The 22288-nt window shown below is 63.4% G+C and carries 12 protein-coding genes, 1 other RNA gene and 1 pseudogene; all 14 read left to right on the top strand.

Annotated features, from left to right (window positions below; all coding sequences use genetic code 11):
• Positions 1-81: 81 nt before the first annotated feature.
• Entirely contained in the window at positions 82-390 is a 309-nt protein-coding gene (locus RQH86_RS22530) for an STAS domain-containing protein (RefSeq protein ID WP_055846598.1), read from the top strand.
• Positions 387-752, top strand: coding sequence for a response regulator (locus RQH86_RS22535; RefSeq protein ID WP_002806565.1), 366 nt, complete (start codon positions 387-389; stop codon positions 750-752). The genes RQH86_RS22530 and RQH86_RS22535 overlap by 4 nt, the downstream gene beginning before the upstream one ends.
• A gap of 33 nt (positions 753-785) precedes the next feature.
• Complete coding sequence (locus RQH86_RS22540) at positions 786-2789, top strand: chemotaxis protein CheA (RefSeq protein ID WP_311240467.1); 2004 nt, start codon at positions 786-788, stop codon at positions 2787-2789.
• 245 nt (positions 2790-3034) lie between these two features.
• Positions 3035-5305, top strand: a complete 2271-nt coding sequence (locus RQH86_RS22545) for a methyl-accepting chemotaxis protein (protein WP_311240473.1) — start codon at positions 3035-3037, stop codon at positions 5303-5305.
• Between the two features lie 383 nt (positions 5306-5688).
• Positions 5689-7959, top strand: a complete 2271-nt coding sequence (locus RQH86_RS22550; protein WP_311240468.1) for a methyl-accepting chemotaxis protein — start codon at positions 5689-5691, stop codon at positions 7957-7959.
• Positions 7960-8256: 297 nt separating this feature from the next.
• Complete coding sequence (locus RQH86_RS22555; protein ID WP_115514501.1) at positions 8257-8790, top strand: hypothetical protein; 534 nt, start codon at positions 8257-8259, stop codon at positions 8788-8790.
• Between the two features lie 307 nt (positions 8791-9097).
• Positions 9098-11275, top strand: a complete 2178-nt coding sequence (locus tag RQH86_RS22560) for a methyl-accepting chemotaxis protein (protein WP_115527713.1) — start codon at positions 9098-9100, stop codon at positions 11273-11275.
• Between the two features lie 191 nt (positions 11276-11466).
• Complete coding sequence (locus tag RQH86_RS22565) at positions 11467-14256, top strand: methyl-accepting chemotaxis protein (RefSeq protein WP_311240469.1); 2790 nt, start codon at positions 11467-11469, stop codon at positions 14254-14256.
• A 61-nt stretch (positions 14257-14317) separates the two neighbouring features.
• Positions 14318-14394: non-coding RNA, sX9 sRNA (locus tag RQH86_RS22570), on the top strand.
• 426 nt (positions 14395-14820) lie between these two features.
• The gene (locus tag RQH86_RS22575; protein ID WP_311240470.1) at positions 14821-15582 is read left to right on the top strand and encodes a transporter; all 762 of its coding nucleotides are present in this window, start codon (positions 14821-14823) and stop codon (positions 15580-15582) included.
• A gap of 13 nt (positions 15583-15595) precedes the next feature.
• Entirely contained in the window at positions 15596-17944 is a 2349-nt protein-coding gene (locus RQH86_RS22580) for a methyl-accepting chemotaxis protein (protein ID WP_311240471.1), read from the top strand.
• 202 nt (positions 17945-18146) lie between these two features.
• The gene (locus RQH86_RS22585) at positions 18147-20417 is read left to right on the top strand and encodes a methyl-accepting chemotaxis protein (protein ID WP_311240472.1); all 2271 of its coding nucleotides are present in this window, start codon (positions 18147-18149) and stop codon (positions 20415-20417) included.
• A gap of 191 nt (positions 20418-20608) precedes the next feature.
• The gene (locus RQH86_RS22590; RefSeq protein ID WP_311240474.1) at positions 20609-21274 is read left to right on the top strand and encodes a DUF1629 domain-containing protein; all 666 of its coding nucleotides are present in this window, start codon (positions 20609-20611) and stop codon (positions 21272-21274) included.
• 228 nt (positions 21275-21502) lie between these two features.
• Positions 21503-22288: pseudogene (locus RQH86_RS22595) on the top strand (hypothetical protein); the annotation flags it as partial.

A 22288-nucleotide genomic window follows, 5' to 3' on the forward strand; every position in this document is an offset into this window, starting at 1 on the left:
TCTGGCGTGTCGCCGATTCACCGTTAAAGCTTTTCCGCCTTCCGCCGTTAGTACGCATAGAACCAGCCGTTCGGAGCAACAATGAGCACAGTGACATTGGGTGAGGATCTCGGCATCGAGACCAGCGCCGACCTCAAGCAGAAGCTTGCCGAATTCCTCACCCAGGGCGGCGACCTGGTGCTTGATGCCGGTGAAGTGCGCCGTATCCACACCGCCAGCGTGCAGTTGCTCTGCGCCTTTGTGCAGACCCGCCGCCAGGCCGGTCTGCACACCGAATTCGATGGCTGCAACGACACCTTTAGAGATGCGGCACGTCTGCTCGGCGTCACCGACGCACTGGGACTTTCCGCATCCAATGACAACCTGAAATCTGTGGAGAACGCCGCATGAGCGCACGTATCTTGGTGGTGGACGATTCGGCGTCAATGCGCCAGATGGTCTCTTTCGCCCTCACCTCCGCCGGCTTTGCCGTCGAAGAAGCCGAAGACGGCGCCGTTGCGCTGGGCCGCGCGAAGGGCCAGCGCTTCAATGCGGTGGTCACCGACGTGAACATGCCCAACATGGACGGCATCTCGCTCATTCGCGAGCTGCGCCAGCTGCCGGACTACAAGTTCACCCCGATGCTGATGCTCACCACCGAATCGGCGGCCGACAAGAAGTCCGAAGGCAAGGCCGCCGGCGCCACCGGTTGGCTGGTCAAGCCGTTCAATCCAGAACAGCTGATCGCCACCGTGCAGAAAGTTCTCGGTTAATCCTTACTCGCTTCACCATCGGATCTCACGCCCATGAGCATGGACCTGCAACGTTTCCACGCCACCTTTTTCGAGGAAAGCCGTGAAGGGCTCGACGCGATGGAGGCCGGGCTGCTGTCCCTTGAAGAGGGCAACCGCGACCCGGAAATCATCAACTCGGTGTTTCGCGCTGCGCACTCCATCAAGGGTGGCGCAGCCACTTTCGGGTTCGAGGCCGTCGCCGGCCTGACCCACGTGCTGGAGACGCTGCTGGACGAGTTGCGCTCCAACAAGCGCCAGCTCGAACCCAATGCGGTCGATGCCATGCTCGGTTCGGTCGATGTGCTACGCGCCCTGCTGCGCGAAGCCGAACACGGCACTCCCGCCGACCCGGCCGCGGTCAAGGCCGTGCATACGCGCTTGAACGCGGTGCTGGCCGGCGAAGCGCCGGTTGCGGTCGTGGTCGCCAAGCCGAAGGAAGAAGAACCCGAAGCCTGGCATATCGGTTTCACCCCGGCGCCGTCGCTGTTCATGAGCGGCAACGACCCGCTGCGCATCATCCGCGAGCTGGAGCATCTTGGCCCGCTGCAGATTGCCGCGCGTCTGGAGCGCATGCCGGGCTTTGAAAGCATCGACCCGCTGGAAGCCTATCTGGCGTGGGATCTGGGCCTGATCGGCAAGATTCCGCGCAGCAAGATCGAAGACACCTTCGCCTGGGTGGTGGACGATTGCGAGCTGGACATCCGCCCGATGGCTGTACCCGGCCCGCCGCCGAGCCTGGCGGTAGACACCGCAGCGCCAGTGGCGGCTGTTGCACCGGCCGCTGCCGCAGCCGCTGAGCCTGCCGCTGCTGCTGCGACGCCGGCCAAGGCCGCCGCCGCAGAAGCCGAAAGCTCCATCCGCGTCAGCGTCGACAAGGTCGATGCGCTGATCAACCTGGTCGGCGAGTTGGTGATTACGCAGGCCATGCTCAAGCAGGTCTCCGCCGGGCTGGATCCGGCGCATGCCGAACAGCTGTTCGCCGGTCTGGATCTGCTCGAGCGCAATACCCGCGATCTGCAGGAAGCGGTCATCGGCGTGCGCATGCTGCCCGTCGATGCGGTGTTCCGCCGCTTCCCGCGCCTGGTGCGCGACCTGTCCAGCCGTCTCGGCAAGCAGGTGCGTCTACGCACCATTGGCGAAAGCACCGAACTGGACAAGGGGTTGATCGAAAAGATCGCCGACCCGCTCGTGCACCTTGTGCGCAACTCGATCGACCATGGTCTGGAAATGCCCGACGCGCGCCGCGCTTCCGGCAAGGACGAAACCGGCACGATTACCCTGGCGGCCTCGCATCAGGGCGGCCACATCGTGATCGAAGTCAGCGACGACGGCCGCGGCCTCAATCGCGCCAAGATCCTGGAAAAAGCGGCCGAACGCGGCATTGCCGTGCCGGACAACCCGACCGATTCGCAGGTGTGGGACCTGATCTTCGCACCGGGCTTCTCCACCGCCGATGCCGTCACCGATCTCTCCGGTCGTGGCGTGGGCATGGACGTGGTCCGCCGCAACATCCAGGGCTTGGGTGGCGAAGTACAGCTGGAAAGCAGCGCCGGCAGCGGTACCCGCGTGCTGATCCGTCTGCCGCTGACCCTTGCCATTCTGGACGGCATGACCGTCTCGGTGGCCGGCGAAACGCTGATCCTGCCGCTGTCCTACGTACTCGAAGCGCTGCAGCCTGCCGCCGAAGACGTCCGCTCGATGGCAGGCGAAGGCCGGGTGCTGCGGGTGCGTGGCGAGTATCTGCCGATTCTCTCGCTCACCAATTACTACGGATTCGGCGGGCAACAGTCCTCGAAGGAACCGCTGGTGGTGGTGGTCGAAGGCGACGGCCAGAAGATCGCGCTGGAAGTGGACGAACTGCTCGGCCAGCAACAGGTTGTCGTCAAGAACATCGAAAACAACTACCGCCGCATTCCAGGCGTCTCTGGCGCCACCATCCTGGGCGATGGCCGTGTGTCGCTGATCGTGGATATCGGCGGACTGGTGCGCTCGTTGAAGGTGCCGCAGGCAGCGTAAGGCAACATCCCGCGGCACGGATGCCGCGGCGCAACGCTCTTAACGCGATCGATGAGCGATCGGGGTTGGAGAGATCGCCGGCAGTATGGGGGCTGCCGGCATCAGCAATACCCGTCCGGCCCGACACGACCGACGGAAAATCTGGCCCTTCGTCCGGATCGTTCGACTCAGCCATCATCTCGCGCGCCCGCATCTTGCCGGCCGCCCGTGCGGCCAGTCGCTCTCTGCAACATGAGATGACCGCTATGAACTGGTTTCGCAATCTTGCCGTCGCGCGCAAGTTGGCTTTGGCGTTTTCGTTTACCGCACTGATCACCGTGAGCCTTGGCGCGTTCGCATTGGTGCGCATGCAATCCAGCGCGCAGCTATTGCGCGACATCGGTAATGTCTGGGCGCCGGCGGTGCAGCAGTTGAGCGAAATGCGCGCCCTGCTCGGCGAATTCCGCACCTACGAACTGGCCCAGCTGGCACATGCCGACGACCCGAAGGCAGTGCAGAATTATTTCGAGCGTATGGACAAGGCGCGTGCCGACATCGATGTCGCACAAAGCGCTTACGCCAAGACCACCACGCCCGGCAAAGAGGCCGAGCTATACGACGCGGTCAAGCTGAAACTGGCTGATTACTACAAGGCCAACGCTGCGCTCAGCGCCGCGATACGCGCCGATGATCTGGCCACCGCCAATACCGTATCCGACGAGCAATCACGTCCGGCGCGACGCGAGCTGTTTGCCAAACTCGTTGAGCTGACCAAGTTCAACAGCGCGCAAATGACCAGCGAAATCGCAAAAGCCGAAGCCACCTACCAACGCTCGGTGCAGGTGATGATCGCGGCGATGACGCTGGTGGTGTTGCTGGCCGCCTTCGCCGGCTGGTTCATCGCACGCAGCATCGCTGGCCCGCTCGGTCGCGCCACCCGCGTGGCCGGCGCCATTGCGCAGGGCAAACTGGACAACACCATCCAGGTCGATAGCCGCGACGAGGCCGGTCAGTTGCTGCACAGCATGCAAGGCATGCAGCGCCAACTGCAGGCCGTGTTGGCCGCGCAATCGGACATGGCGCAGCGCCACGACGCCGGCCAGATCAGCTACCGCATGGACGCAGACGCATTTCCTGGCGACTACGGCACCATGGTGCGCGATACCAATGCCCTGGTCGGCTCGCATATCGCGGTGAAGATGCAGCTGACGCAGATCATGTCGCGCTATGCCATCGGTGACCTGAGCCAGGACATGCAACGGCTGCCCGGCGAAAAAGCCGTGCTCACCGACACCATGGACACGGTCAAGCGCAATCTCTCTTCGATGAACAGCGAGATCAAGATGCTGGCGCAGGCCGCCGCCAATGGCGACTTCAGCGTGCGCGGCGATGCGCAGCGCTTCCAGTACGACTTCCACGCGATGGTGGCGAGCCTCAACACCTTGATGGCCACCTCCGATACCAACCTGCGCGCGTTGTCGGGGGTGTTGCAGGCGATTGCAGCCGGCGACCTGACAGCGCAGATGCACGGCGAGTTCAATGGCGTGTTTGCGCAGATGCGCGACGATGCCAATGCCACCACCGAGCAGTTGTCGAGCATCGTCGGGCGGATTCAGCACGCCACTGTGTCGATCAATGCCGCGGCCAGCGAGATTGCCGCCGGTAACCAGGATCTGTCGCAGCGTACCGAACAACAAGCGGCCAACCTGGAAGAAACCGCCGCCTCGATGGAGGAGCTCACCTCCACCGTCAAGCAGAACGCCGAGCATGCGCGTCAGGCCAACCAGCTCGCCATCGGCGCAGCGACGGTGGCCTCGCAAGGCGGCGATGTGGTCGCGCAGGTGGTCACCACCATGTCCGGCATCGAGGTGTCGTCGAAGAAGATCGCCGAGATCATCTCGGTCATCGACGGCATCGCCTTCCAGACCAATATCCTGGCCTTGAACGCGGCAGTGGAAGCAGCGCGTGCCGGCGAGCAGGGCCGCGGTTTCGCCGTGGTTGCTTCCGAAGTGCGCACATTGGCGCAGCGCTCTGCCGGTGCAGCAAAAGAGATCAAGCACTTGATCGACGACTCGGTCGGCAAGGTCGCCGAAGGCTCGCTGCTGGTGGACCAGGCCGGCAAGACCATGGCCGATATCGTGGCCAGCGTGCAGCGTGTCACCGACATCATGGGCGAGATCTCGGCCGCATCGCAGGAGCAATCCAGCGGGATCGAGCAGGTCAACCTCACTGTGACGCAGATGGACGAAGCCACCCAGCAGAATGCCGCGCTGGTGGAAGAAGCCACCGCTGCCGCACGTTCGATGGAAGAACAGGCCGGCCAGCTGTCCGATGCCGTAGCGATCTTCAAGCTGCGGCCCACCGCTGCGGTGACGATGGCACCGGCGCGCCCCGCCCCGACAGCGCGCAAGCCGCTCAAAACGCCTGTGGCCAAGCGCGCTGCCGCCACCGCCGCACCGGCGAGCAAAACGAAAACCGTGGCACGCCCTACCCTGGCAGCCGCCTCCGGTGGGGACACCAGCTGGCACGAGTTCTGAGGTCTTGCGCGACATCGGCTGCGGTTACGCAGCCTGCACCACCAAGCCCAGGCAGCGATGCCGGGGCTTGTGCGTTTCTACGGGTATGCAGGAAGCCGCTTGTGGTCGCGCGCCTCCAGTACCGGCACACGATGCCGCCCTGGGAAACCACGTAGCCCACAGCGCTCAGCACAGCGCAATAGAAGGCTTGCAATGGTTTGCAAACCACAGTGCCTGTGTCATCGCCTTGCACGCGCCAGCGGCACTACGCATCGCGCCAATGCGTCGTGCTGGCGTCGACCGCGCTGAACGCAGGCGTGCCAAGCGCGCCCGAGTGGCTTAAGAAACCTGGCGAGCGAACGCTACCGGTGTACCTCTTTCCCACCCTCCCTTAGAGAATCACCATGAAATTCCTGCACTCCCTGACCGTCGGGCGACGCCTGGCGTTGGCATTCGCGTTGCTGATCGTTTTGTTGGCCGGCTCCACCACCCTGGCGCTGTACGAGTTCAAGACCGTCAAAAACCAGGTCTCGATCATCATCGAGGTCAACAATCGCAAGGCCGCGCTGCTCAACCAGATGCGCGAAAGCAACATGCTCGGCGAGCGCTACATGCGCGACTTCATGCTGGCCGCACCGCAACAACTGCCCGCCGTCGATGCACAGCTCAAGGAAAATCGTGCGCATTACGCACAACTGTGGGCCGCGCTGCAGCATCTGCCGACCAACACCGATGGCATGCGCGCGCGCCAGGCCATCCAGGACAGCCTCACCGCTGCCCGCGCCACCAACAACCGCCTGCTCGGCATGGTGCGCGATGGCAATCTCGACGGCGCCAAGCAGCTGTTGAATGGCGAAGCGCAGCCCTTGCTGGAACGCCGCTCCAAGGCGATCGCCGCGGCGGTGGAATTGCAGAACCAGCAGAACGCCGCCGGTGCAGACACGATCCTGAGCAGTGTGGCGCTGGCCAATCGCGCCTTGATCGCCTTCAGCCTGTTGTCGGCCGGCCTGGCCGCTGCACTGGCGTGGCTGATTTCGCGCAGCCTGGTGCGCCCCTTGCAACAGGCCACCCAGGTGGCCGAGGCGATCGCACACGGCAAGCTGGATAATCCGATCGGCCCGCAGCCGCGCGACGAGCCTGGTCAATTGTTGAACAGCATGCGCGGCATGCAGGATCAACTCAAAGCCGTGGCCGCTGCGCAGCAGGACATGGCGCGCCGGCACGACGCTGGCCAGATCAGCTTCCGCATGGATCAGGCGGCGTTTCCCGGCGAATACGGCACCATGGTGCGCGACACCAATGCACTGGTCGCATCGCATATCGAAGTAAAGATGAAGCTGGCGCAGATCATGTCGCGCTATGCCATCGGCGACCTGAGTCAGGACATGGACCGCCTGCCCGGCGAGAAGGCCGTGCTCACCGACACCATGGATGCGGTCAAGCACAATCTCTCGGCAATGAATAGCGAGATCCAGTTGCTCGCGCAGGCCGCCGCCAATGGCGACTTCAGCGTGCGTGGCGATACGCAGCGGTTTCAGCATGATTTTCTGGCGATGGTGGAAAGCCTCAACCAGTTGATGGCCACTGCCGACGGCAATCTGGGTGCGTTGTCCAAGGTGCTGCAAGCCATTGCCGCCGGCGACCTGACCGAGCGCATGCAGGGCCAGTTCCATGGCGTGTTTGCGCAGATGCGCGACAACGCCAATGCCACCACCGCGCAGTTGTCCGGCATCGTTGGGCGTATCCAGCTGGCCACCAGCTCGATCAATACCGCTGCCGGCGAAATCGCTGCCGGCAACAACGACCTGTCGCAGCGCACCGAACAACAGGCCGCCAACCTGGAAGAAACCGCCGCGTCGATGGAGGAGCTCACCTCCACCGTCAAGCAGAACGCCGAAGGCGCACGCCAGGCCAATCAGCTCGCCATCGGTGCCGCCAACGTGGCCTCGCAAGGTGGCGAAGTGGTCAGCAAGGTCGTCGCGACCATGGCCGATATCCAGGCCTCGTCGAAAAAGATTGCCGACATCATCAGCGTCATCGACGGTATCGCGTTCCAGACCAATATCCTGGCCTTGAATGCGGCAGTGGAAGCGGCGCGTGCCGGCGACCAAGGCCGCGGCTTTGCGGTGGTGGCCAGCGAAGTGCGCACCCTGGCGCAACGCTCGGCCGGTGCGGCGAAAGAGATCAAGGACCTGATCGACGACTCGGTGAGCAAGGTCGCCGAAGGTTCGCGGCTGGTAGACCAGGCCGGCACCACCATGACCGAGGTCGTGGCCAGCGTGCAGCGCGTCACCGACATCATGGGCGAGATCTCCGCCGCCTCGCAGGAGCAGTCGGCCGGCATCGAGCAGGTCAACCTCACCGTGACGCAGATGGACCAGGCCACCCAGCAGAACGCCGCGCTGGTGGAAGAAGCCACCGCCGCCGCACGGGCGATGGAAGAGCAGGCCGGCCAGTTGTCCGATGCGGTGGCGATCTTCAAACTCCACCCCGGCCAGACGCAGCCGGCAACGGCAACCCGCCCTGCCCCGCAGCGGCTGACATCCGTCGCCTCGACGGGTGCGCCCCGCCACCTTGGATCTGCGAAAGCGAAGCCGGCGACCAAACCCGCGATGGCCTTGCGCCCGGCCCTGGCGACGACCGCCGACAGCCAGGCGAACTGGCGCGAGTTCTAAGCGCACGACGCTAACCCACCTCCCGCACGGAGGTGGACTCGGGTGAGGGGACGGCTCAGCGTCACCGCGCCAATCGTCCCCCATCCGCCTCACCCAAAGCCCCAGAACGCCCCGGCCAACCACCGGGGCGTTCTGCTATCCGGACGCTACAAACCCGCATCATCGGGCGCTTCACAACACCAACGATTCACCCGCCTGCGCTGCCGTTGGTCGAAAGGTGATCAAGCGCAAGCTTCTGCGGCCGATACACACAGCAATGAGGGCGGAAGCGCCCGCGCCATGTCGAAGGATGTCCGCATGCACACCGCCAATTCCATCCGCTCTGCCCGCAACATGCTGGGCGCCGCATTCGCCGTCGCCGTGTTGGCAGCGGGCGTGTCGTTGCCGCCCTCGTTTGCCGCACCGGCCGCACCGGTCTCCGTGCTGCTGGACAGCGTGCCGGTGAGCGCACTGCAGTCGCTTGCCATCGACCTGGTGCAATTACGCGACGACCAACGCGCACAGCTCGCCGCAGCGCACGATGCGGCCCGCGTGCAGGCCTATGACGAGCGCATGGGCAACCTGCGTCAACGCATCGCCCGGCATGCCGGCTATTTCCAGGCCACTGCGCCGCAGGGTGAGCAGGCGCGCCAGTTTGCAGTGGTGCAGCAGCAGCTGGGCCAGTACCTGGCGCAACAGCGTCTGGCCAATCGCGCCCTGCATGCCGGCGACCTGTACCAAGCGCAAGCCTTGTCGCTTGGCCAGCCCGGCGATACCCACCAGATACTCTGGACCGAGCTGCAGAACCTGCAGGCTTCGGTGGCCAAGGTCGGCACGCCGCAGCACCGCTAAGCGCATTCCGGCGTGCGCCGATCGGCCGCAATGCGGCCACCGCCATCCCCTCTACAACATGCTGTACCGCTTCACGTGATCTGCCTTACAGCGGATCGTGCGCGCCGCGCGGTGCCTGCATGTTTCGGTGTGTAGGCGTCAACAGATGGCGATGGCGTGTCGCAGGCGATGGCGATGGCGTGTCGCACAGACGTCGGTGCGTTGCACGCCGTGCCGGAGCAATTGACGTCACGCAATGCTCAACATTTCTATTGCCGGGTCGCTATTCGACTTATCCCGGTCACAATCCTCTCGCTGGATACCTGTCATGACGTTCAAGAGCTCGCTCGCAAAGACGTTGGCCAATGTGCCGCTCAAGCGCAAATTCTTCGCCCAAACTGCGCTCGTTGCATTGGGCATCATCATCCTTGCCGTCATCGCGGCACGCATGCAGTACGTCGATCTCACCGATACGCGTCGCGACGGGCTCAAGAGCCAGATCGAAATGGCGATGGCGGTGGTCAACGGCTACGCCGAGCGCGCCGACAAGGGCGAGATGGACGTGGCCACTGCAAAGAGCAGAGCGCTGTCCACCTTGTCCACCATGCGCGCACGCGGTGGCGTGGACTATATCTACGTCACCGACCAGGCGCCGGTGATGCTGATGCACCCCACCCGCCCGGACCTCAATGGCAAGCCCCTGACCGATGTGCTCAGCCCGGACGGCAAGCGTATTTTTCCGGCGTTCGTGACCGCCGCGCAGGCTGGCGGCGGCTATGTCGACTACACCTGGGCCAAGCCCGGGCAGAAGGACCCGGTGCAGAAAACCTCGTATGCGGCGCTGTACAAGCCGTGGGGCTGGGTGATCGGCACCGGTGTGTATCTGGACGACACCCAGTCGCAGGCGCTGGCGTTTACCGGCATCGTGACCCTGGCCGGTGGCGTGCTGATGCTGCTCAACCTGCTGGTCGGCTGGATGATCGGCAACTCGATCCTGGAGCCGGTCTCGCGCGCATTGGCGGCGATCAAGGGCGTGGCACGTGGCGACCTGAGCGTGCGCACTGCCGAACATGGCAACGATGAAATCGGCCAGATGCTCAAGGCCACCGACGACATGGTGCACACCCTGGAGCGCTTCTCCGCGCAGACCAAGGTAATGATGCACATGCATGCCGGCGACGACGTCACCCACCGCATGCCCACCGATTTCCCCGGCGTCTATGGCGAGCTGGCCTCCGGCATCAACACCATGCTCTTCGAGCACCTGGATGCCATCGTCGATGCCATCGGCATCCTCAACGAATACGCACAGGGCGACCTGTCGCGCGATGCGGTCCGCCTGCCTGGCACGCGTGCGGTACTGCACGAAGCGGTCGACGCGGCCAAGGCCAGCCTGCTGGCCATCAACACCGAGATCAAGCGCCTGGCGCAGGCAGCGGCCAGTGGCGATTTCAGCCAGCGTGGCGATGCAACGCGCTTCAAGCACGATTCGGCGCGCATGATCAACGACCTCAACGCGATGATGGAAGTCAGCGACCGCAACCTGGGCAAGCTGTCCGAGCTGCTGGCCGCATTGGCCGAAGGCGACCTCACCGCGCGCATGGACGGCGAGTTCCACGGCGTGTTCGCACGTATGCGGGACGATGCCAACACTACGGCCACGCAGCTGGCCGGCATCGTCGGGCGCATCCAGCAGGCGGCCGGTTCGATCACCGGCTCGGCCAGCGAAATCGCCGCCGGCAACAACGATCTGTCGCAGCGCACCGAGCAACAGGCCGCCAATCTGGAAGAAACCGCCGCCTCGATGGAAGAGCTCACCTCGACCGTCAAACAGAATGCCGAAAGCGCGCGTCAGGCCAACCAGTTGGCGATCGGCGCGGCCAGCGTCGCATCGCAGGGCGGCCAGGTGGTGAGCCAGGTGGTGGACACCATGTCCGGCATCCAGACCTCGTCCAAGAAAATCGCCGAGATCATCAGTGTCATCGACGGCATCGCGTTCCAGACCAACATCCTGGCATTGAACGCGGCGGTGGAAGCGGCGCGTGCCGGCGAGCAAGGCCGCGGCTTCGCGGTGGTCGCCTCCGAGGTGCGCACGCTCGCACAGCGCTCGGCCGGTGCGGCGAAAGAGATCAAGCATCTGATCGACGACTCGGTCGGCAAGGTGGCGCAGGGGTCGGCACTGGTGGATCAGGCCGGCAAGACCATGGCCGACATCGTGTCCTCGGTGCAGCGCGTGACCGACATCATGAGCGAGATCTCCGCCGCCTCGCAGGAACAGTCGGCCGGCATCGAACAGGTCAATCTCACCATCACCCAGATGGACGAGAGCACCCAGCAGAACGCCGCGCTGGTGGAAGAAGCCACCGCTGCCGCCAACGCGATGCAGCAGCAGGCGCAGCAGCTGGACGATGCGGTGTCGACGTTCCGGGTGGTTGCTGTATCCGCTACTCAGCATGGCAATGCAGGCATGCGCGCGCCCAAGCGCGTGGCGTTGGCCGCTTACTAGAAGCGGCAAGCGCAAGACGCCGTCAGCGGCCGCAAGGCCGCTACGGCCCTCAGAGATGCCGCGTTCGGGAGGTACATGCCGCACCGAACAGCGCCCGCGCTGACCTGATCGCCGCCGAGTGAGTCTGTTGCGCGTCTTACCTGCACTCCCGCGCCCCAGCGGGTTCCTCCCCTCCCTTTGCAGCCACGCCCATGACCTCGCTTTCCACGCACTCACGTTTCGGCGGCCGCCTTGCGTACCGCCTGATGTTCGGCACTGCGGTCATCGCCTCGCTGTGCTTCGGCCTGACCGCTGCCATCACCTATTGGCAAAGCAGTCGTGCACTGAGTGCGTCTGCCCAGGCCACGATGCAGAATGCCGCGCGCTACCAGGCCGAGCAGATCGGCAGCGAACTGGGTCAGGCACTGACCACCGGCCAATCGCTGGCCACCAGCTTGCTGGTGCAACGCGCCAATGGCGGCATCAGCCGCGATACGGCGGCTGCAGTAATACACGACCAGCTGCAGGATCACCCCGAGTGGGTGGGCATGGGCACGCTGTGGGAAGCGCAGGCCTTCGATGGCAAGGACAGCGACTTTGCAAACGCCAAGGGCCACGACGCCACCGGCCGGTTCATGACGTACTGGGGGCGCGATGGCCAGACGCTGGTGCGTGAGCCGCTCACCGATTATGAAACCCCGGGCCTTGGCGACTGGAATCTCAAGCCGCGCGCCCTGCTACGACAAACCGTTGCCGAACCCTACGACTACAAGATTGGCGGCAAGACGGTGCTGATGACCACCTTGTCCACGCCGATCCTGCAGGACGGCAAGTATCTGGGTGCGGTGACCGTGGACGTGGCACTGGCTGCGTTGCAGCAGCGCCTGGGTGCATTGCGCCCGATGGACAATGGGTATGTCGAACTGCTGTCGCCCGCTGGCGTGGTGTTGTCATCGCGCGATACCGCGCGCATCGGCAAGCCGCTCACCGACGCGCGCCACCGCGCCATGCTCGACGCGATCAAGGACGGCAAGGATTCGGTGGATTTCACTCCCGATGCCGACGGCACGGTGAGTGCGTATGTGCCGCTGCAAATCGGCAAGGCGCAGGAGCGTTTTGCGCTGGGCGTGGTGGTGCCGTATGCGGCCATCATGCAGCAGGCGCATCACCTGCTGTGGACGATCCTGCTGGTGGGCCTGGGCTCGGCGGTGGTGCTCAGCGGTGCGTTGTTCCTGCTGCTGCGTCGCCAGGTGGTGCGCCCGTTGGAATCGGCAGTGGGCGTGGCCGATGCGATCGCCTCGGGCAAGCTCGACAACCATATCGTCATTCAACGCAGGGACGAAGTGGGCCGGTTGATGGGCGCCATGCAGCGCATGCAGGACGACCTGCGTGCGCGGATCGAACGCGACACCGCCATCGCCAATGAAAACCTGCGCATCCGCACCGCGCTGGAACACTCCGAGATGGAAGTGTTGCTGGCCGACGAACAACACAACGCAGTGTTCATTACCGAAGCGCTGCACACCTCGTTCAAGCACGGCGAGCCGGCCTTCCATGCCAAGGGCCAGACCGGCTTCAGCGCCGATGCGGTCGTCGGCAAGCCGCTGGACTACGTGTTCGGTACCGACACCGAAGGCAAGGCGCGTGCGCAGCAGCTGCAGCAATTGCAGTCCACCACGTCGGAGCGCTACAGCTTCGGCCCGGTGACGCTGGATCTGACCATGACCCCGCTGTACGCAGCCGATGGTCATCGCAGCGGCAGCATGCTGCTGTGGCGCAATGTCAGCACCGAAGTCAGCACGCAGAAGGAAGTGGCGGCGCTGGTGCAATCGGCGTTGATGGGCGATTTCGGCCAGCGTCTGGCGCTGGACGACAAGCACGGGTTCTATCTGGAATTCGGCCGCCAGCTCAACGGCTTGCTGGAAACCACCTCGCAAGGCCTGGAGCGTATTTCCAGCCTGCTCAGCGCGCTGGCCGAGGGCGACCTCACCGTGCGCATGGATGGGCAGTTTGCCGGCGTATTCGCACGCATGCGCGATGACGCCAACGCCACCGTGGCGCAGCTCACCGGCATTGTCTCCGGCATCCAGACCTCGGCCACGCAGATCAATGCGGCCGCCAGCGAGATCGCTGCCGGCAATAACGATCTGTCGCAGCGCACCGAACAACAGGCGGCCAATCTGGAAGAAACCGCCGCCTCGATGGAGGAGCTCACCTCCACCGTCAAGCAGAATGCCGAACACGCGCGCCAGGCCAACCAGCTGGCGATCGGTGCCGCCGATGTCGCTTCGCATGGCGGCGCGGTGGTGGCGCAGGTGGTCACCACCATGTCCGGTATCGAAACCTCGTCCAAGAAGATTGCCGAGATCATTAGTGTCATCGATGGCATCGCCTTCCAGACCAATATCCTGGCGCTGAACGCGGCAGTGGAAGCGGCGCGCGCCGGCGAGCAAGGCCGCGGGTTTGCCGTGGTGGCCTCGGAAGTGCGTACGTTGGCGCAGCGCTCTGCCGGCGCCGCCAAGGAAATCAAACACCTGATCGACGACTCGGTGAGCAAGGTGGCGCAAGGCTCCTCGCTGGTGCATCAGGCTGGCACCACCATGAGCGAAATCGTGGCCAGCGTGCAGCGCGTCACCGACATCATGGGCGAGATCTCGGCGGCGTCGCAGGAACAATCCAGCGGCATCGAGCAGGTCAACCTCACCGTGACGCAGATGGACGAAGCCACCCAGCAGAATGCCGCGCTGGTGGAAGAAGCCACCGCCGCCGCGCGTGCGATGGAAGAACAGGCCGGCCAGCTCACCGAAGCGGTCGCCGTGTTCAAACTCAGCCAGGTGGCCGCACCCGCAAGCGCTGCGTTTGCCGCCAAGCCGGCTGTCCGTGCCCTGCCCTCGTCCAAGCGCGCATCCACCGGCAGCACGCGCATCGCCGCACCTGCGCGCCAGTCGGGCAAGCCATCGGCCAACCCGGCCGGCAACGATAGCCAGTGGCAGGATTTCTAAGAGCAGTTAACAAAACCACCGTGCTCACCGCCAGGTGGGCGCGGCCGGTGTTCGGTGCGGCATGGACCAGGCGTACATTCCAGTTCTGAGCGCGCCGCCCACACCCACCTGACGACTGCTCGCTACGTTTTGCGAGCCGCTCTAAGCACGCGTGATCCAGCGACGGCGTCTGTGCAAGACGCCGTCTTGCGCACACTCGGCACTGCACGTTGCGCCGAGCCTGCGCGATGCCGGCACGCACGTGGCACCCAACAATTGCTCGCTACGTCGTTCAAACGTATCACCCGTGCTGCATGGCGTTGCCGCAACGCCAGCACCCATTTGCGTGATGGCCGCCTCAAGCGGACGCAAGCGCTACTAGCGACCCGGCACTGCGCACGCACCCTGCCCTGCCTGGCTCCACCCATCGGCAATGCTTAAAGATTTATCTGACGTTGCCGTTAGCCTGGGTGACAACGGCTGCCTGTGCCCCATCGCAACAGCCGCTCACACACCGCACGCGCGCTGGTGCAGACAACACGCGCAGACGCATGCGTCCGAGACTTGATCGTTGCAGGGGTCACCATGAAGTCATCTATTCTCGCCAGCTGTCTTGCGCTGTTGTGCGTCGCTGGCCATGCCCGCGCCGAAGACCCCATCGCGACCGATCGACCCGATTTCGTCGAGTCCAGCCTCACCGTCGGCAACCATCGGCTACAGGTGGAAACCAGCGCTGCGTGGGAGCGCGATGCCTCGGTCGATGGCTATTCCACACCGACGCTGTTCCGCTACGGGCTCGGCCAGACCTGGGAATTGCGGCTGGAAACCGATGGCTGGCAGCACATCGACCTGCCGGGCGAATCCAACATCAGCGGTATGTCCGATGTCTCGCTCGGCATCAAACATCATCTGGTCAGCTCCGACGATGGCAAGACCTCGCTGGCCTGGTTGCTGCATGTGGATCTGCCCAGCGGCGCACAGGCCCTGCGTGGTCACGGGGCGCGTCCCTCGTTCCGGCTGGTCGCCGAATGGGATCTCAGCGACAGCATCTCTGCCGGCGTGATGCCCGGCGTGATCTGGGACGACGACGGCGACGGCCATCGCTACACCGCAGGCATCTTGGGTGCGGTACTGGGCAAAGCCTGGAACGATCGCGTGCGCTCCTTCGTCGAAGTGGCATTGCCGCAGATCGCCAAGAGCGACGATGGCGGCACCGTGGCACTGCTCGATGTCGGCTCGGCCTGGCTGTTGAACAACGATGTGCAACTGGACGCGGTGTACAGCCGCGGCCTCAACGACCGCTCACCCGACCACGCCCTCGGCGTCGGTCTGTCTTTCCGCTTCTGACACGGACCGCGCAATGAAGATCATGCATATGTTGGGCGCTCTGGTGCTGGTGGCCGCGTTGGCGCTGCTCGCCCTGGGCGGTGTGGGCTACAACGGTCAGCGCGGGCTGCTGGAAGCCATCGCCGCGCAGGTGATCTCTTCCGATGCGCTGCGTAACCACATGCAGGCCGACATGATGCACGACGCCTTGCGCGGCGACGTCACCGCCGGGCTGCTCGCCGCATCGCACAAGGACGATGCCGGCATTGCCGCCGCCCGCGCATCGCTGGGCGAACATGCCGGCGAATTTCGCGATGCAGTGCAAGCCAACCGCAAGCTGCCGCTGGACCCCGCACTGCGTAGCGAGCTGGAAGCGGTGGCACCCGCGCTGCAGGCTTACATCGCCTCCGCCGAACAGGTCACGACGCTGGCCGAAACCCATGCCGACAGCGCTGCGGCGTACCGCGATTTCACCGACAAGTTCGGCCAGCTCGAAACCCGCATGGGCGCGATCAGCGAGCGCATCCTGGCCTTGAACGAGGCCAACCGCAGCCAGGCCGAGCAGTACAGCCAGCGCGTGATGTGGCAGCAAGGCGGCGCCGTCGTGCTTGCATTCGTCTGCCTGGCGCTGGCCGCCGGCTGGATCCTGCGCTCGGTGTTCGGCCTGCTGGGCGGCGAGCCGCAGCTGGCCATGGCCGCCGCGCAACACATTGCCGAGGGCCGCCTGGACCAGCCGATTCCGGTTGCGGCAAAACATACGCGCAGCCTGATGGCGGCACTGTCGCGCATGCAGCGCGACCTGCGCGAACGCCTGGAGCGCGAGCGCAGCATCGCCGCAGAAAACCTGCGCATTCGCACTGCACTGGATAACGCATCCACCGGCATGTACATCGCCGACCCGGACCTGACCATCATCTACACCAACACCGCGCTGCAGTCTTTGCTGCACACCTATGCAGACGATATCCAGGCCTGCGCGCCGGCGTTCAATCGCACCGCCAACTTGGTCGGGCAACCGGTCTCGCTGCTGGAAGTGGGCAATACGCAGGACGCGGAAATCTACCAGCGTCTCGACCGCCAGGGCGCAGCGCAACGCGAAGTGCAGTACCGCGCCACCTGCATCACGCAGAACGTGTCGGCGATCCGCGACGAGCGTGGCGCGCATCTGGGCTTTGTCTGCGAATGGCGCGACCGCACCGCCGAAGCGCGGGCAGAAGTGGATGTGGCCGATGTAGTGCGCAGCGCTGCGGCGGGCGATCTGTCCAAGCGCATCGACAGCACGGGAAAACAAGGCTTTTTCCTGCAGCTGGCGCAACAACTCAATGCCCTGCTCGACGCCAACGCAGTGAGCATCAGTGAGGTATCGCGTCTACTGAGCGCTCTGGCCGAGGGCGACCTGAGCACACGCATGCACGGCGACTTCCACGGCGTGTTCGCCACCATGCGCGACGATGCCAATACCACCGCCGAAGCGCTGGCGCAGGTGATCGGACGCATCCAGCAGGCCGCCGGCAGCATCCATACCGCCTCCAGCGAGATCGCCGCCGGCAATAGCGATCTGTCGCAGCGCACCGAACAACAGGCGGCCAATCTGGAAGAAACCGCCGCCTCGATGGAAGAACTCACCTCCACCGTCAAACAAAATGCCGAAAGCGCGCGCCAGGCCAATCAACTCGCCATCGGTGCAGGCGGCGTCGCTTCGCAGGGCGGCGCGGTGGTGGCGCAGGTGGTCACCACCATGTCGGGCATCGAAGTGTCGTCGAAGAAGATCGCCGAGATCATCTCGGTCATCGACGGCATCGCGTTCCAGACCAATATCCTGGCGTTGAACGCGGCGGTGGAAGCGGCTCGTGCCGGCGAGCAGGGTCGTGGTTTTGCGGTTGTTGCCTCGGAAGTGCGCACCTTGGCGCAGCGTTCGGCCGGTGCGGCGAAAGAGATCAAGCACCTCATCGACGATTCGGTCAGCAAGGTGGCCGAGGGCTCGCAGCTGGTCCACCAGGCCGGCACCACCATGGCCGACATCGTCGCCAGCGTGCAGCGCGTCACCGACATCATGGGCGAGATTGCGGCGGCCTCGCAGGAGCAATCGTCCGGCATCGAGCAGGTCAATCGCACCATCACCCAGATGGACGAGGCCACCCAGCAAAACGCCGCATTGGTGGAAGAAGCCACCGCGGCCGCACGCACGATGGAAGATCAGGCCGGACAGCTGGCGCAGGCGGTCGCGCGTTTCACGCTTGCCGATGCGCCCCACGTCGCCGCGTTGGCACGCCCGGCCAAGCCGACGTCCATCGCGCCGAAACCGGCAACACCCGTGCGCCGCGCATCGGTGAGCGCGCCCACGGTTGCGCTCGGTAACGACAGCCAATGGCAGGACTTTTAAGCCGTGTCTGCAACGTTGCAACGACGGCATCGGATGCTGTCGTTGTGCGAACGATATTGGACGATTGGCATGTTTTCCAGGTGAATTCGCGCATATAGCCGGACCTGGAACGGTCCGGGCCATCGTTCAGAGATAAAGAATCATCGCTCCGGGCCGCTAGCGTGCAAGACAGCAGCGCAATGCTACGCCCCGGAGTTACATGATGAACAAGTTCAACGATTGGCCCATCCGCCGCAAGCTGATGTTTGCGTTCTGCCTCAGTGCCGTGCTCACCGCCCTGCTCGGTGGCTTGGGCTTTTCGCGCATGAAACAGATGCAGCAGCAGACCGCACTCATCAACGAGGATGTGGTGCCGGTGCTGAGCAAGTTGTCGGAGCTACGTGGTTTCGCCGGCGAATTCCGCGTCTATGAAGTGGGCCAGTTCGTCAATCTGGACGACCCGGAACGCTATGCGTATTTCTTCAAGCGCATGGACGAAATCCAGGCCAAGTATGCGGAAACGCAAAAGACCCTGGACGCCAAGATCGGGCCGGATTCTGCGTTAAAGGCCGAATACGCCAAGTTGGCCGATGCCAGCACGCGCTACTTCGCCGCCAACGTGAAGCTGCGGACGTTGTACGCAGACCCCGACCGCGCTGCGGCGATGGAATTTTCGCGCAAGCAGTCCGGCGAGATTCGCAAGGAACTGTTCGCCTCGGTCGACAAGATGTATGCGCAGCAGTCCAAGGCGCTGAGCGATATGGTCGCGGCCAGCGCCACCTCGTTCAAGTTGACCAGCGCGGTGCTGCTGTTGGGCACCTTGTTGATGGCTGCGCTGTCGATCACCTTCGGCTGGTTGATCGCACGCAGCATCACCAACCCGTTGTCCAAGGCACTGGGCGCCATCCAGGCGGTGTCGCGCGGCGATCTGAGCGTGCAGGTCAGCAAGACCAGCAACGACGAAATCGGCCAGATGCTCGAGGCCACCGGCCGCATGACCCAGATGCTGCGCCGCTTCTCCGACGAGACCGCACGCATGTCGCACCTGCATGCGGCCGAAGACATCACCCACCGCATGCCGGAAGATTTCCCCGGCGTTTACGGCACCCTGGCCGGCGGCATCAACACGATGATTTTCGAACACCTGGATGCCATCACCGATTCGGTGCGCATCCTCAACCAGTACGCGCAGGGCGACCTGACCCAGGACGCACGCCGGTTGCCGGCAAGCCGCGCGATCCTGCACGAAGCGATGGATGCGGCCAAGGCCAGCCTGTTGTCGATCAACACCGAGATCAAGCAGTTGGCGCAGGCGGCAGCGGCGGGCGACTTCAGCGCCCGCGGCGATGCAGCCCGCTTCAAGTACGACTTTGCGGTGATGGTGGCGGACTTGAACTCGATGATGGAAGTCAGCGATCGCAACCTGGGCAAGCTGTCGCAGCTGCTCGGCGCGGTGGCCGATGGCGACCTGACCGCACGCATGGACGGCGAATTCCACGGCGTGTTCGCGCGCCTGCGTGACGATGCCAATGCCACCACACAGCGGTTGACCGATATCGTCGGCCGCATCAAGCACTCCACCCTGACCATCAATACCGCCGCCGGCGAGATTGCTGCGGGCAATCAGGATCTGTCGCAGCGTACCGAGCAGCAAGCGGCCAATCTCGAAGAAACCGCTGCCTCGATGGAAGAACTCACCTCTACCGTCAAGCAGAACGCCGAACACGCACGCCAGGCCAATCAGCTGGCGATCGGCGCCGCCGGCGTGGCCTCGCATGGCGGCAGCGTGGTCGGCCAGGTGGTCACCACCATGTCCGGCATCGAGACCTCGTCCAAGAAGATCGCCGAGATCATCAGCGTCATCGATGGCATCGCCTTCCAGACCAATATCCTGGCGTTGAATGCCGCGGTGGAAGCCGCACGCGCCGGTGAGCAAGGCCGTGGTTTTGCGGTGGTCGCCTCGGAAGTCCGCACGCTGGCACAGCGTTCGGCCGGCGCTGCCAAGGAAATCAAGAGCCTGATCGACGACTCGGTCAGCAAGGTGGCCGAAGGCTCGGCACTGGTGCATCAGGCCGGCACCACCATGAGCGAAATCGTCTCCTCGGTGCAGCGCGTGACCGACATCATGAGCGAGATCTCCGCCGCCTCGCAGGAACAATCGGCCGGCATCGAGCAGGTCAACCAGACCGTCACCCACATGGACGAAGCCACTCAGCAGAACGCCGCGTTGGTGGAAGAAGCCACCGCTGCCGCACGCTCAATGGAAGATCAGGCGCAGCAGCTCACCGAAGCGGTGGCGCTGTTCCGTCTGTCGGCCGAACTGGAATCCCAGACCCGCGCCACGCCGGTCGTGCACCAAATCGCCGCCAAACGGCCCACCGCGCCAAGCAAGCCAGCTACCAAGACGCTTGGCAAGCCGTCTGCTAAAAGGCCCGCCGCGCGCGCCGCCGTGGCGTCGGCACCGTCCAACGAATCGGACTGGGCAGAGTTCTAAACCACGTGATCGGTCGCATGGCGGCCGATGCTGTCGAAGCCGCGCTCTTTCGGGAGCGCGGCTTTTTTATTGGATCTGGGCGCTGGCCTCTGCCTCGGTGCGGTTGGGCGATTCAGCGCGAACTCAACTACCAGGCCACCCACGCTGCTGCCGCATTGGCCTTGTTTGCTACTCTTGATCGAAACAGTGCCTTGGAGAAAAAAGTGTCTACCCAGAATAAACCGAGGAAGGGCGAGTTCTTCGCCGTAACACTGGATTCCCGCAGACCTGGCCCAGGGCACGGGGTGGTGTTTGAGAATGAAAAAGAGCTGCTCACCCCTCCGAAACGGAGCCTAAGACCACCCGAAGGGGGATTTCCTGCGTTGCGTGAGACACCTCGCTTGGTATACGACCCCAGAGAAGGAGATATGCCTCAGGATCTAGAAGGTAGCTTCGGCGGCTATTGGTTGGTGTCCGATCGACTAAAGCAAGTGTTCGAGAAAGTTGATCCGCAGGCATTTGAATTTGCGGAAACCGATTTTCGATTAGCTGATGGCTCGCGAGGACCGTCATACTTTTTGTGTGACGTTGTTCGGGTGCTAGATGCAGTGGATGAATCAGCATCGAAGTTGAAAGTCAAGACGGGAAATGAATATATAAATGGCAAGGCGTATAAATTCGGAGGGACTGTCAGCCTCGCATTCAAGAGGGAAGTTACATCTTCATTTCATGCGTTCCGATTACCATTTTCAGCTCCCGGTTTATTTTTATTTATAGACAAATTAATGCTGGATGCGCTTCGGCAAGCCGAAATATCCACCGGAGAAAATTCCGGCGGACTTTGGGTGTTGGACTCTGCAGATTGGATTGATGTATAGAAATGAGCGAATAAAATGCCTAATCAATTCACGCACTTTCGCGATCATCATATCGTTGAGCAGAACTTATTAAAAACAGATCCTTTGCTCAAAGAGCTTAGCCAAGCGAATCTTTTCGAGATGCATTCGGCAAGGAACTTGATGTATTTGCCGACTGATCCCGACTTTGCGTCTCGCCTTATTATTACCGCGCATAGTGGCAGGCATATTTCCGAGTATAAAATATGATTGGCGGCTGAACTGGCAGAATACCGTTCCCTTGAAGATTATCATGCATTCTATCAGCAAGGCGATCTAGAAGCCGGCAAGCGTCTAACTGCAAGGATAAGTCAATTTCAAGATGTTATGAGAGTTGGCCTGGCGAATAGTGAGATTTATATAAATGCGCCGTTAGGAGTGGATGTAGATACTATCCGGCCCGAAGTGAATGCGTTTTTTGATCAAAAACCCGAGTTCGTCACCAAGTATGCCAACCAAATCACTGCCATCGATTCGATGCAGCAAGAGGAGCTCGGCTGGCGTGCAATTGTTCATTCGGAAAAGCGAATAGTCACTACTTTAGATGAGGTGTCGCAATCCACTGCAAACCTCACCAAAGGCGGCGATCCAGAGATTGGTAGAAATTCACTTTCCCAAGCCATCGCACAAGCCCATGCCGCAGGCCGACTGACACTTTCCGACCAAGGCATTCTGCAGGTCGAAAACGTTCTCGGCGAGGAAGCAGCAAGACCATTACGCATTCCGCCAGGCCAACGCGGCTTCGCCACCGCAGAGCTATTGGCAGGCGATCTATCTGCCGGCCAGGCACTACGCGCTGCCGGCCTGCTCGCCACCGCCGCCGATACGGTGATGACCGGTCAGCGCGCCACACACTTACTCGGGCAGGACAACCCGCTCGCCGCACAGTCCGAGTTGGCGCACTTCGCCGGCCGCAACGTCGGTGGCTGGGCCGGCGGCACGGCGGCTGCCTATGCCCTTGGTAGCTCGGGCGCCGGGCCGATGGTGCTGATCGCG

The organism is Xanthomonas sp. WCS2018Noco2-27 (assembly GCF_031843525.1).
Classification (GTDB): domain Bacteria; phylum Pseudomonadota; class Gammaproteobacteria; order Xanthomonadales; family Xanthomonadaceae; genus Xanthomonas.